Origin of the sequence: Streptomyces otsuchiensis (assembly GCF_004305975.1) — a bacterium.
Taxonomy (GTDB): Bacteria; Actinomycetota; Actinomycetes; order Streptomycetales; family Streptomycetaceae; genus Streptomyces; species Streptomyces otsuchiensis.
Genome location: NZ_BHZI01000035.1, coordinates 14,650 through 27,416 on the forward strand (window position 1 = coordinate 14,650; position 12,767 = coordinate 27,416).

The following is a 12,767-nucleotide window of genomic DNA, read 5'->3' on the forward strand; positions in this document are numbered from 1 at the left end:
CGAAAAGCAGGCCAAAAATGCTTATCCGGAGCTAACGGGCGAGGTGACTATGGTTGGCACTCCACTGGACACCAGAGCCGACAGGGGAGGTGCGGCCACGTTCGGTGACCGGGGAGTGCTCCACCGCTTCCGGGTCGGAGCCGGCGGGCCGAATTCTGTGACCGACAATGCTGAGCGCGCCCAGGTCGTCGCCCCCGCCGGTTTCCGGACGGATGCCGCGCCAGCCGTCGGCGCCGAGCCTGACGTGGCCACCTGGACCCCGCCCAGCTGGGAGGAGATCGTCTCCACCCACAGCGCCCGGGTCTACCGTCTCGCCTACCGCCTGACCGGCAACCAGCACGACGCCGAGGACCTCACCCAGGAGGTCTTCGTCCGTGTCTTCCGTTCGCTGTCCACCTACACCCCCGGCACGTTCGAGGGGTGGCTGCACCGCATCACGACCAACCTCTTCCTGGACATGGTGCGCCGCAAGCAGCGCATCCGGTTCGACGCCCTCGGCGACGACGCCGCCGACCGGCTGCCCAGCCGTGAGCCCTCCCCGCAGCAGCACTTCAACGACACCCACTTCGACGCCGACGTGCAGCAGGCGCTGGACACCCTCGCGCCGGACTTCCGTGCCGCGGTCGTGCTCTGCGACATCGAGGGGCTGAGCTACGAGGAGATCGCCGCGACCCTCGGCGTGAAGCTCGGCACCGTCCGCAGCCGCATCCACCGCGGGCGCTCCCACCTGCGCAAGGCGCTCAGCCACCGCTCGCCCTCGTCCGAGCCCGACCCCGCCCCCGTGGACGCAGCGCAGGAGGCCGCTCCCGCGCTCCCGGTGCTCGCGGGCATGCCGTCCGCGCGTACGGGGGAGGCTGAACCGAGTGAGCAGTGAGCAGCATCTCGGGGACAGCCTCGCAGCGCTGATCGACGGCGAACTGTCCCACGACCACCGTGACCGTGTCCTCGCGCACCTGGCGACGTGTCCCGGCTGCAAGGCGGAGGCGGAAGCGCAGCGTCGCCTCAAGAGCGCCTTCGCCCACAGTCCGCTGCCCGCCCCCTCCGACGGCCTGATGGCCCGGCTCCAGGGGCTGCCCGCCGGTCCGCCCGACCCGGGCGGCGGCCCGGGCGGTCCCGGGCCCGCGCGTGGCGGCGGCTGGCCCACCCGGGACGTGCTCACGCCACCCCGCAGACGCCGCGACTCCCTGCTGTCCGTTCCCCTGCTCGGCTCCGACCGGGGCTTCCCCGTCCACCGTCCCGGTGACGGACCGGCCCGGCGGGCGACCGGCGGCGCCGTCCTCCCGGGCGCGGGGCCGTCCGGCGCGACCGGGCTGTTCCCCGTCCGGCAGCCGCGTGGCCACCGCTTCGCCTTCGCCGCGGCGGGGGCCGTCTCGCTCGCGGCGGTCGCCATCGGCGGGGGACTGGCCGCGACCGGCGGTTCTCCGGTGGCGCCCTCCAGCGGCCCGGTGGCGATGGCCACCCCCGGCGGCGCCTCTCCGACCTCGCCCCGCGCCGGCGGGCGCGAGGACCGCGAGGACGCCGGGCCCAACGGTGTGTCGCTCCGCAGCGGCGGGACGACCTCCGTCGAGGCCGTCGCCTACCACGGGGTGCCCGTCTCCCCGCAGATGGCCGCGCTGATCGCGGCCCGTCCGGACGCCCCGACACCCGGTGCGGTGCCGCTCGCGATGCCGCCCGTGGGGGCGGCCGCCCCGGGCGCGGGCCCGGGCCCGGTCAACCGCTCCCCGGAGCTCGCGGCGGACACCGTGACGCCCGCGTCCTTCGGCGGCCATCCGCACGGAGCGCTGAGCCCACGCTGAAGCCGGGGCCGATACCTGGTTGAATCCTTAGCCGTAGCACGGCGCGCGGATGACGAGTGTGGGGGCAACCATGGACGACGGGACGAGCGGCAAGGAGCCGCGGCACGGACATGACCCGTACGGCACGCCGCCGTACGGGCGTCCCGGCCCGTGGGCACCGGCGCCGCCGGTGCAGCATCCGTCGCAGACGCCTCCGGCGGGCACCGCCACCGGCACCCCGGCGGACGGCGTGCCGGCCGCCGCGCCCACGCCGCCCGGCGGCACCCCCGGCAGTACTCCCGCCGGCGGTACCACCCCGCCCGGCTCCGCCTACACGCCCGCCTACGGCACGGCACCGCCGTCGCCGCCGGGCGGTGGCCCGCGCCCCGGCCGCTGCTCCGCGATCCGCCGCTGCGCCCGCGGGTGGTGCTCCGGCACCGGTGGCCCAGGTGGGCGGTCCGCCCGCCGGGGGAGCCCCGCGGCCGTACACCCCGACGCCCGCCGACGGCGTTCCCACGCATCCGGACGAGGCGTCCGCCTCCCATGGCGCACCGCCGCCCGTGGTGCCGGGAGGCGGCGCCGGGCACCACGGCACACCCACCCAGCCCGGTCACGCCACCCGGCCAGGCCAGGGAGGGCAGCCGTACGCCGCGCAGTCCACCGGCGCGCCGGGGCACCCGTACCCGTACGCGCAGCAGCCGCACCCCGCGGGCGCTCCCGCAGCCGCCGCGCCCGTCGCCGACGCCGGCGCCAGGCGGTACGACCCGTGGGCGGCCCCGTCCGCTCCGGGCGGCGCGTTCCCGCCCTACGGGGCCGGTGCGCCGGGTCAGCAGCCCGACGAGGGGCCGCGCCGGCCCCGCCCGGTGGCGCTGGTGGTCGGCGCGCTGGTCGTGGCGCTGGTGGCCGGTGGAGTCGGCGGGCTGGTCGGGGTGCAGCTGGAACGCGGTGGCAGCTTCAGCCAGGTGCGGCTGCCGCAGGCCACCCAGCCGGACCGGGTGAGCCAGCCGGGCACGGTGGCGGCCATCGCGGAGGACGCCCTGCCCGGTGTGGTCACGCTCTACGCGAGCGGCGGCGGTTCGGGCGGCACCGGCACCGGCTTCGTCCTGGACGACGAGGGGCACATCCTCACCAACGCGCACGTGGTGCGTCCGGCGCGCGACGGCGGCCGCATACAGGTCTCCTTCCACAACGGCGACGCGGTGCGGGCCGAACTGGTCGGCTCGGACAGCGGCTACGACCTGGCCGTGGTCAAGGTCTCCGGCGTGTCCGGGCTGAGCGCGCTTCCGCTCGGGGACTCCGACGCGGTGCGGGTGGGCGATCCGGTGGTGGCGATCGGCTCCCCGTTCGACCTGGACGGCACGGTCACCTCCGGCATCATCAGCGCGACCGACCGGCCCATCACCGCCGGTGGCGAGGGGGACGGCAGCGACATCAGCTACGTCAACGCCCTTCAGACGGACGCCCCGATCAACCCGGGCAACTCCGGTGGCCCGCTGGTCGACGAGCGCGGCCAGGTCATCGGCATCAACAGCGCCATCCGCACCCCCGGCGGCGGTGACCCCGACGGCGCGGAGGCGCGGGGCGGCAGCGTGGGCCTGGGCTTCGCCATTCCGGTCAACCAGGCGAAGCGGATCGCGGAGGAGCTGATCAACACCGGCACCGCCTCGCATCCGGTGCTCGGTGTGAAGCTGGACCTCAGCTACACGGGCAACGGCGCCCGGGTCGGCAGCAGCGCCAGCGACTCCGGGGTGCTCCCGGACGGCCCCGGCGACCGTGCCGGTATCGAGGACGGCGACGTCATCACCGCCGTCGACGGCTCACGGGTCCGCAGCAGCGACGAGCTGATCGTCAAGGTCCGTTCGCACCGTCCGGGCGATGTGCTGGAGGTCACGCTGGAGCGTGACGGCTCGGAGATCACCGTCGAGGTGGAGCTCGGCCGGGCGACGTCCGAGTAACGCTCCCTCCCGTCCGGGGGCACCACCGGGGTACCGTGGCAGTCGGCCGGGCCACATCCGAATGAGGGAGCTGACAGGTGTTCTTCGATATCGGGTCGGTTGAGTTCCTTGTGCTGCTCATTCTGGCCGTTCTGCTGTTCGGCCCGGACAAGCTGCCCAAGCTGATCCAGGACGCCATGGGGTTCATCCGCAAGGTGCGGGAGTACTCCGACAGCGCCAAGCAGGACATCCGCTCCGAGCTGGGACCGGAGTTCAAGGACTTCGAGTTCGAGGACCTGCACCCGAAGCGGTTCGCGCAGAAGCACCTGGCCGGCCGGGACGACCTCGGGCTCCGGGAGCTGCGGGACTCGCTGGACGTCCGCAAGGAGCTGACCGAGGTCACCGACTCCATCAACGGACGCGCCCGCCCCGGAGTGAACGGCACCGACGGCGGAGACGGCGGCGACGGTGCCAACGGCACCGACGGCAGCAACGGCGTCTCGGTGAAGGGCGACACGGCCTCCCCCGGCGACCCGGCCGCACTCGACAAGGGGTTCGCCCCCGAGGACGAGATGGCCGCCGACGGCGCCGCCACCAACCACGGGGGCGTGCGGCTCGAAAAGGAGGCGTCCGGCGCACCGGCCGGTCCTTCGCGCACACCCGCCACGCCCGCACCCCCGTTCGACATGGACGCCACCTGACCGGGCATTCCATCGCATTTGGGGTATTTATCCCCGGCTGGTTTCCGGGCTTCGCCGCCCCGTGAGGGCCGGGTGGCTATCCTCACCTGTGTCCGGGGCTTCCCCCTGGGCACACGTGAGGAGGAGGCGTCCGCACATGGAGACGACAAGTCGGACCGGGCCGAGCGCCGCTCAGGGGGTGCCTGGGGCCGGTCGCGCGGTGGACGGCTACCTGGCGGCCGGCTTCCCCTGGTACGGACTCGACGAGGCGTTCAGCGGGCCGCGCTGGCTGATGCAGGTGGCCTCGGCCGCCGACGGCTCGGTCGAGCACGGATCGACCGGCCACGGTGACGAGCCGTCCTACCGCGCCGAACTCGGCCCGGAGGACCAGCGGTTCGCCGTCGTGGTGACCGTGGCCAACCGGCCCGTGAGGCGCAGCCCGGACGGAACCGGAGTACTGGAGGCCACCTCGGTCTCCTCGGCCGCGTGGCTGGCGGGCTCGGGGCTGCTGTCCCGTACCTGGCCCACCCAGATGGAACGCGCGCTGCGGCAGGACTGGCTGGAGCAGCAGACCGGCATCGCCTGGGACCTCGCCGACAACCTGCACGGTGACGGCTGGTCCACCCTGTCGCTGCCGGTCGACGGAACCCCCACCGACTTCCGCTACCGGGAGTCGGAGTACGGCTGGGTCCTGGCCGGCGCGGCCGAGGACGGCCAGCACATCGGCGCCTACGGCCGGGGTATGAGCGCCTACGGCCTGGGGTTCGCCGTGATCGGGGACATCGAGAGCTACAGCTGACCGGCGGCGGCCGTCGCCCCACCGGGGCGGCCCTCGGCTGACCGTCGGTGCTTCACGCGAGCCGCGCCCGGGAGCCCGGCCGGGGAGGGCGATCTCCAGAGATCGCCGCCCGGCCGGGCTCCGTCACGTCGGTCCGGCGCGCGCGGCGCCCGGGCGCCTCCACCCGCCGCGACGCGCCGCCGTCCGCCGCGATGCGCCGCCGTCCGTCACAACACGCCGGTGCCGGCACCCGCCGGAACAAGGGCGCGGGCCGTGGCGCGGGTCAGAACTTGTTGCGCGGCGTGATGCCGAGCGAGAGCCCCGACAGCCCACGACGGCGGGCGCCCAGCGACTCGGCGACCTTGCGGATCGCCGATCCGGCGGGCGAGTCGGGGTCGGACAGCACGACCGGCTTGCCCTCGTCGCCGCCCTCGCGCAGCCGCACGTCGATCGGGATCTGGCCGAGCAGCGGCACCTCGGCGCCGGTGGTACGGGTCAGCCCGTCGGCGACCCGCTGGCCGCCGCCGCTGCCGAACACGTCCACCGTCTCGTCACAGTGCGGGCAGGGCAGCCCCGCCATGTTCTCCACCACGCCGACGATCTTCTGGTGCGTCTGCACGGCGATCGAACCCGCCCGCTCCGCCACCTCCGCGGCGGCCTGCTGCGGCGTCGTCACCACCAGGATCTCGGCGTTGGGCACCAGCTGGGCCACCGAGATGGCGATGTCGCCGGTGCCCGGCGGGAGGTCCAGCAGCAGCACGTCGAGGTCGCCCCAGTAGACGTCCGCGAGGAACTGCTGGAGCGCGCGGTGCAGCATCGGGCCGCGCCAGACGACCGGCGCGTTGCCGGGGGTGAACATCCCGATGGAGATGACCTTCACGCCGTGCGCCGACGGCGGCATGATCATGTTCTCGACCTGGGTGGGCTTGCCCTCGGCTCCGAGCATCCGGGGCACCGAGTGGCCGTAGATGTCGGCGTCCACGACGCCCACCTTCAGCCCGTCGGCGGCCAGCGCGGCGGCCAGGTTGACGGTGACGGAGGACTTGCCGACGCCGCCCTTGCCCGAGGCCACGCAGTAGACCCGGGTCAGCGACCCCGGCTGGGCGAACGGCACCTCGCGTTCGGCCTTTCCGCCGCGCAGTGAGGCGGCGAGGTCCTTGCGCTGCTCGTCGCTCATCACGTCGAGCTCGACGTGGACGTCCGTCACCCCGGTGACGCCGCGCACCGCCTCGGTGACGTTGGAGGTGATGGTCTCCCGCATGGGGCAGCCGGAGACCGTGAGGTAGATGCCCACCGTCACGGAGCCGTCCGGTTCGATCTCCACCGACTTGACCATGCCGAGGTCGGTGATGGGCCGGTGGATCTCCGGGTCGTTCACCGTGGCGAGCGCGGCACGCACCGCGTCATCGGTCGGGGTGGTGCCGGCAGCGGCGGTGGTGTCGGTAGCCATGTACTCGATGGTACGGCGCCGTCGGCGCGCCGCGGGACCGCCCCTGTGGCCGCGTCAGCGCTCCGGGTACGCTGCCGCTCGGTCGTCGGTATCCCTCTCCCGGACGGCGCTGTCGGCCATGTCCTGGCGGCACGGCGGCCCGACGCCGGCCGGCCCCCACCGAACCGAGGAGTGGCAGCCCCCGTGACCGTACGAGCCCGCAGGCGGCACCCCCTTCGCGACGCGCTGGTGAGCGGCCTGCTGTGTGCCGCCGGCGCCGGGTTGCTCGGGGGCTGCTCCAGCGAGCCGCCCCCCGACCCCGACGAGGGCACCAACGGCCTCGCCTCCCTCCCCGCCGACACGGTCGAGGAGCGGGCCCTCGCGGTGGCGGGGGAAGCGGACGCCCTGCGGCTCTCCGGCACCGTCACCGCGGGCGAGGCCGGGTTCCGGCTCGACATGCGCCTCGGGCCGCAGGGAGGCATGGGAGAGGTCTCCACCCAGGGCATGACCTTCGAGATCCTCCGGATAGAGGAGGAACTCTTCATCAAGGCCGACGCGGCGTTCTGGCAGTTCCAGCAGTCCGAGGAGGACGAGGCCGATCCCGGCATCGACCCGGCCGAGAAACTGGACGGCATGTACGTCAAGGTCGCACCCGAGGACCCCTCGTACGAGCAGCTCAGCGGCTTCACGGACAAGTCCGTCATGCTCGACCTGCTGCTCACCCTGGAGGGCACCCGGGAGACCGGGGAGCGTGGGGAGATCGGCGGCGTCGAGACCATCAGCGTCATCGCCGACGAGGGCGCCGGCGGTGTCCTGGAGGTCTCCCTGATCGGCGACCCCTACCCGCTGCGCCTGGAGCGCGGTGGTGAGGCGGGCGAGATCCGGATGGCCGACTGGAACGAGGAGTTCACGCTGCGGGCGCCCGCCGAGGACCAGATCGTCGACTACGGGGACAAGATCCTCAAGGACGCCGACTGAGCGGCACGGCCCGCGTTCAGCCCCGCTCGCCGTGTTCAGCCCCGCTCGCCGTGTTCAGCCCCGCTCGCCGCGCCGGCGGCCGCGGCGGGCCGGCAGCCCGGTCGGCACGCTGACGCGGGTGAGCGCCGGTGACGGCCGGGGCGGCTCCGCGCCCGACTCCTGGGGCATGGCGCCCGGCCGCTGGGTGACCGGCCCCTCGGGCGTCAGCCGCAGCAGCCGGCACTCAGCCGCCCAGCGTTCCACGAGGCCGGCGGCGTCCGGCGCGTTCAGCCGCTTGCCCCGCAGCTCCTCGGCGGCGGCGGTCCACTCCTCGCCGCGCGGCGCCGGCTCGCTGACCCGCGCCGACCAGACCACCAGGCGGGCGCCCTTGTCCTTGCTGCGCACGGTGACCGTCGCCGTCCCGCCGTCCACCAGGCCGAGGCCGTCCAGGGGCTGTTCACCGGGGCCGCCGACCAGCCAGAGCGCGCCGTCGTGCCAGAGGTGCCACAGCGCGCGCGCCGGGCCCTCGCCGCCGCGTACCCATACCAGTCCGGACTTCTTCGCGGACTCCTCGACGAGGGCCGCGTCCAGCAGCGTGGTCTCCATCGCACCACCGTAGAGCGCGGGGGTGCCGCCGCGCACCGTCCGGTCGCGATCCGGGCGGGCCCGGGGCGGTCAGGCCGCCAGGCCCAGCGCCGCCATCCGCTTGGTGTGGGCCTCGGTGATCCGCGCGAACATCTGCCCGATCTCCGCCAGGTCGAAGCCGTCGGCGACGCCGCCCACCAGCATCGTCGACAGGGCGTCGCGGTCGGCGACCACCCGCTGTGCCTGGGAGAGGGCCTCGCCCATCAGCCGCCGCGCCCACAGCGCCAGCGGGCCGCCGAGCCGCGGGTCCGCCTCGATCGCGGTGCGCACCTTGTCGACGGCGAAGTCGGCGTAGCCGGTGTCACCGAGCACCCCGACGACGAGCTCGCGGGTGTCGGAGTCCAGCCGGTGCGCGATCTCGCGGTAGAAGTCCGCGGCGATGGCGTCGCCGACGTACGCCTTGACCAGGCCCTCCAGCCAGTCCGACGGCGCGGTCAGCCGGTGGAACTCGTCCAGCGGCGCGGCGAACGGTTCCATGGCGGCTGCCGGCTCCACGCCGACCTCAGCGAGCCGGCGTGCCAGGTTGTCGTAGTGCTGGAACTCGGCCGCGGCCATCCGCGCCAGCGCGGCCTTGTCGTCGAGGCCGGGCGCCAGCCGGGCGTCGGCGGCGAGCCGTTCGAACGCCGCCAGCTCCCCGTACGCCAGCGCGCCCAGCAGGTCCACGACGGCGGCGCGGTACCGCGGGTCGGCGGAGGCGCCGTCCCAGTTCTGCGCGGCGACGCCCGTGGGGCGCTCCTCGTCGGGGCCGGTCTCGGCAGCTGACTGTTCGGGCGTCTCCATGGTCCGCAGAATAGCCCGGGACCTCCTGCCCTATCGATTGCCCCTGACACATGTGCGCGGTTCCGGGGTACAGTGATATGGACCCGCCAAGACGGCGGGTCCCGTTTGATGTGGAGATTCCTGGCAGGACCAGGACCCGCGGATGCCCGGTCGGTGGCCCGATCGGCTCCGACTGACCGCCCGCGTGCGGACGCCCTGTCCGCAATGTGGGACCCGCTCGCGCGGTGCATGCGCTTGAGTGAGATGACCGGGTCCCGCGCCGCGACGGCCCCCCACGGGCCGACCGCCGGCGCGGTAGGACACGACCCGCCTCGCCATCGTGCTTCGCGTCACACAGAAGAGGCAAGCACCCTGTCCACAACCACTTTCCGCAGTCTCGGGATCCTGGCCGAGACCGCCGAGGCCCTTGAGGCCGTCGGCATCGTCACCCCGTTCCCGATCCAGGAACTCACCCTTCCGGTCGCCCTCGCCGGGTCCGACGTCATCGGACAGGCGAAGACCGGCACCGGTAAGACCCTCGGCTTCGGTATCCCCGTGCTGGAGTCCGTCACCGTCGCCGCCGACGTCGAGGCCGGCCGTGCCAAGCCGGAGGAGCTGACGGAGGCGCCGCAGGCGCTGATCGTCGTTCCCACCCGCGAGCTGTGCCAGCAGGTCACCAACGACCTGCAGACGGCCGGCAAGGCCCGTAACGTCCAGGTGCTCGCCATCTACGGCGGCCGTTCCTACGAGCCCCAGGTCGAGGCGCTGCGCAAGGGCGTCGACGTGGTCGTCGGCACGCCCGGCCGGCTGCTCGACCTCGCCGGCCAGCGCAAGCTGCGGCTGTCGGAGATCAAGACGCTCGTCCTCGACGAGGCCGACGAGATGCTCGACCTCGGCTTCCTGCCGGACGTCGAGCGGATCATGCAGATGCTGCCGGCCCGCCGGCAGACGATGCTGTTCTCCGCGACCATGCCCGGCCAGGTCATCTCCCTCGCCCGGCGGTACATGAGCCAGCCCACGCACATCCGCGCCACGGTGCCGGACGACGAGGGCCTGACCGTGGCCAACACCACCCAGCACGTCTACCGCGCGCACTCCCTCGACAAGGTCGAGATGGTGGCGCGGCTGCTCCAGGCCGACGGCCGTGGGCTCGTCATGGTCTTCTGCCGGACCAAGCGGACCGCCGCCGATGTCGCCGAGAAGCTGGGCACCCGCGGGTTCGCGGTGGGCTCCGTCCACGGCGACCTCGGCCAGGGCGCCCGCGAGCAGGCGCTGCGCGCCTTCCGCAACGGCAAGGTCGACGTCCTGGTCTGCACCGACGTCGCCGCCCGCGGCATCGACGTCGAGGGCGTCACCCACGTGGTGAACTACCAGACCCCCGAGGACGAGAAGACCTACCTGCACCGGATCGGCCGCACCGGCCGCGCCGGGGCCAAGGGCAACGCCGTCACGCTGGTCGACTGGGACGACATCCCCCGCTGGCAGCTGATCAACAAGGCACTCGGCCTGGCCTTCCACGAGCCGCCGGAGACCTACTCCACCTCGGAGCACTTCTACAGCGACCTCGGCATCCCGAAGGGCACCAAGGGCGTCCTTCCGCGCGCCGACCGCACCCGGGCCGGGCTGGACGCCGAAGAGGTCGAGGACCTCGGTGGACCGGACAGCCGACGGGCCGGGCGCGCCACCCGTGGCCGGACCGAGGAGAAGGAGCGCCCCGCCCGCGCGCCGCGTCAGCGCCGTCGCACCCGCGGTGGCGCCGAGGCGACCGGGGCCGACGCCCCGCCCGCCACCGGTGAGGCCACCGTCGCCCCCCACGGCGACGGCGCGGCACCGGCCGCCGACGGCGTCCGCAAGCCGCGTCGCCGGCGCCGTACCCGCTCCGGCGGGGGCGCTGCGGAGCCGGCCGCCGAGGCCCAGGCCACCGCGACCGCCACCGCGCCGGCCGCCGACGCCGGTGAGGCGACGGCACGCAAGCCCCGCCGTCGCCGGCGCACCCGGGCCGCCGCGGGCGGCGCGGCCGCCATGCCGCACGCCGAGGACTGACCACAGAGGGGCGGCGGCCCCGGCCCACGGGCCGGCGGTCGCAGGCCGCCCCCACGTGAACGCACCACCGGCCTCCCACCGAGGCGGCCACCACGGGCGCCGCCCTCCCCACACCAGGGGAGGGCGGCGCCCGCTCGTTACAGTGACCCGGTGAGCAGACCTCCGTTCATCGAGCCACCGTCGAGGGTCACCGCCCGGCGGATCGGGACCCGCCGCGGTGAGTTCGCCGCCCTGGAGGCCCGCCCGGCGGGCACGGCGTTGGGCACCGCGCTGCTGGTCCCCGGCTTCACCGGCAGCAAGGAGGACTTCATCGCCCTGCTGGCGCCGCTCGCCGACGCCGGGTACCGGGCGGTGGCGGTCGACGGACGCGGCCAGTACGAGACCCCGCCGCCCACCGGACGGGACGGCTACCGCATCGGGGCCCTCGCCGAGGACGTCCTGGCCCAGGCCGAAGCGGTCACCGGAGCGGCGGACGGTCACGGGGCCCGGGAAAGCAGCGGTGACGGCACGGGTGGCGGCGTAGGCGACGCGAACGGTGGCGGCGGTGAGCTCCACCTGCTCGGCCACTCCTTCGGCGGCCTGATCTCCCGGGGCGCCGTCCTGCGCGACCCCGCCCCGTTCGCGTCGCTGACGCTGCTCTCCTCCGGCCCCGGCCGGGTGGCGCGCTGGCCGCGCTGGCGCACCAGGGCGCTGGCCGCCCTCATGCCGGTGGCCGGCCCGGAACGGGTCTGGCAGGCGCTGAACCCGAAGGAGGGCACCGATGCCGTCAGCCGGTTCATGCGCCGCCGCTGGCTCAGCAACCACCGGGGTCAGTTGCGGGCCACCGGCCGGCAGCTGCGGTTCGAACCGGACCGGGTGGAGCGTCTGGCCGCGACCGGTGTCCCGGTGCATGTGGTCTCCGGCGAACGTGACGACGCCTGGCCGCTGCCCCTGATGGACGACATGGCCGAGCGCCTCGGCGCCCGGCGCACCGTGATCAAGGGTGCCGCCCACTCGCCCAACGCCGAGCAGCCCGGTCCCACCGCCGCCGCGCTGCTGGAGTTCTGGACCGCGCTCGACGCGGGGCGGCCCGGCAGCTGAGCCGGCGCCGGCCGACGGGCCCGGCTCAGCCGTTCTCGATGAAGCCGATCACCCCGCTGGCGATCTGCTGCACCGCGATGGCCGACAGCAGCATGCCGGACAGCCGCGTCACCAGCACCACACCACCGTCCTTGATCACCCGCACGATCAACAGCGAGTACCGCATGGTCAGCCACAGCACCAGGTGCATGGCGACGATCGCGGCCCACACCGCCGCCTGGTCCCACGCGGTGTCGGCGCGCTCCACCGCCAGGATCACGGTCACGATGGCGCCCGGCCCCGCCAGCAGCGGCATGCCCAGCGGCACGAGCGCGACGTTGACGTCCTTGGTCTGGGTCGGCTCCTCCATCTTGCCGGTGAGCAGGTCGAGCGCGACCAGCAGCAGGAGCAGACCACCGGCGACCATCAGCGCGGGCAGCGTCACCCCGAGGTAGTCGAGGATCTGCTGTCCCGCGAGACCGAAGACGGTGATGACCCCGAGCGCCACCAGCGCCGCCTGCCACGCCATCCGGCGCTGGGTGCGCACCGGGCGGCCGGAGGTCAGGGCCAGGAAGACCGGGGTGGTGCCCGGCGGGTCCATGATCACGAACAGGGTGACGAAGACGGAGCCGAAGAGCGCGGCGTCGAACATGGTGGTGCCCAGGGGGTGAGAAGGGACGGCGTCCGTCCGGGGACGGGCGCCGGGGG

The 12,767-nt window shown here is 74.3% G+C and carries 12 protein-coding genes; 8 read left to right on the plus strand and 4 right to left on the minus strand.

Annotated features, from left to right (window positions below):
- The first annotated feature begins 49 nt into the window (after positions 1–49).
- From sigE to E0D90_RS05745, 5 genes are all read left to right on the plus strand, one after another.
- Positions 50–874: an RNA polymerase sigma factor SigE gene (sigE, locus tag E0D90_RS05725; protein ID WP_227870016.1), complete on the plus strand. Its 825-nt coding sequence runs from the start codon at positions 50–52 to the stop codon at positions 872–874.
- On the plus strand, positions 864–1,796 hold the full coding sequence (locus E0D90_RS05730) for an anti-sigma factor family protein (protein WP_227870017.1): 933 nt from the start codon (positions 864–866) through the stop codon (positions 1,794–1,796). Before sigE ends, E0D90_RS05730 begins: the two co-directional genes overlap by 11 nt.
- A gap of 539 nt (positions 1,797–2,335) precedes the next feature.
- Positions 2,336–3,730 carry a S1C family serine protease gene (locus E0D90_RS05735; RefSeq protein ID WP_307721128.1) on the plus strand — a complete coding sequence of 465 codons (1,395 nt, stop codon included), beginning with the start codon at positions 2,336–2,338 and terminating at the stop codon, positions 3,728–3,730.
- Between the two features lie 77 nt (positions 3,731–3,807).
- Positions 3,808–4,410, plus strand: coding sequence for a sec-independent translocase (locus tag E0D90_RS05740; RefSeq protein WP_130796844.1), 603 nt, complete (start codon positions 3,808–3,810; stop codon positions 4,408–4,410).
- Positions 4,411–4,546: 136 nt separating this feature from the next.
- A complete protein-coding gene (locus tag E0D90_RS05745) occupies positions 4,547–5,188 on the plus strand; it encodes a hypothetical protein (RefSeq protein WP_103504621.1) in 642 nt (213 codons plus the stop codon).
- 262 nt (positions 5,189–5,450) lie between these two features.
- Here E0D90_RS05745 and E0D90_RS05750 read toward each other — a convergent pair whose 3' ends face one another.
- Positions 5,451–6,566 carry an Mrp/NBP35 family ATP-binding protein gene (locus E0D90_RS05750; RefSeq protein ID WP_103504623.1) on the minus strand — a complete coding sequence of 372 codons (1,116 nt, stop codon included), beginning with the start codon at positions 6,564–6,566 and terminating at the stop codon, positions 5,451–5,453.
- Positions 6,567–6,800: 234 nt separating this feature from the next.
- Here E0D90_RS05750 and E0D90_RS05755 point away from each other — a divergent pair, with 234 nt between their 5' ends.
- The gene (locus tag E0D90_RS05755) at positions 6,801–7,574 is read left to right on the plus strand and encodes a hypothetical protein (protein ID WP_103504620.1); all 774 of its coding nucleotides are present in this window, start codon (positions 6,801–6,803) and stop codon (positions 7,572–7,574) included.
- Between the two features lie 54 nt (positions 7,575–7,628).
- On the opposite strand, the gene E0D90_RS05760 is transcribed toward E0D90_RS05755, so the two are convergent.
- Both E0D90_RS05760 and E0D90_RS05765 read right to left on the minus strand, forming a co-directional pair.
- Positions 7,629–8,159 carry a hypothetical protein gene (locus E0D90_RS05760; RefSeq protein WP_130796845.1) on the minus strand — a complete coding sequence of 177 codons (531 nt, stop codon included), beginning with the start codon at positions 8,157–8,159 and terminating at the stop codon, positions 7,629–7,631.
- A 69-nt stretch (positions 8,160–8,228) separates the two neighbouring features.
- The gene (locus tag E0D90_RS05765) at positions 8,229–8,978 is read right to left on the minus strand and encodes a ferritin-like fold-containing protein (RefSeq protein WP_103500482.1); all 750 of its coding nucleotides are present in this window, start codon (positions 8,976–8,978) and stop codon (positions 8,229–8,231) included.
- A gap of 243 nt (positions 8,979–9,221) precedes the next feature.
- Here E0D90_RS05765 and E0D90_RS05770 point away from each other — a divergent pair, with 243 nt between their 5' ends.
- Complete coding sequence (locus E0D90_RS05770) at positions 9,222–11,000, plus strand: DEAD/DEAH box helicase (protein ID WP_130796850.1); 1,779 nt, start codon at positions 9,222–9,224, stop codon at positions 10,998–11,000.
- A gap of 150 nt (positions 11,001–11,150) precedes the next feature.
- Complete coding sequence (locus E0D90_RS05775; protein WP_130796846.1) at positions 11,151–12,080, plus strand: alpha/beta fold hydrolase; 930 nt, start codon at positions 11,151–11,153, stop codon at positions 12,078–12,080.
- A 25-nt stretch (positions 12,081–12,105) separates the two neighbouring features.
- Here E0D90_RS05775 and E0D90_RS05780 read toward each other — a convergent pair whose 3' ends face one another.
- A complete protein-coding gene (locus tag E0D90_RS05780; RefSeq protein ID WP_103503105.1) occupies positions 12,106–12,711 on the minus strand; it encodes a MarC family protein in 606 nt (201 codons plus the stop codon).
- Positions 12,712–12,767 lie beyond the last annotated feature (56 nt).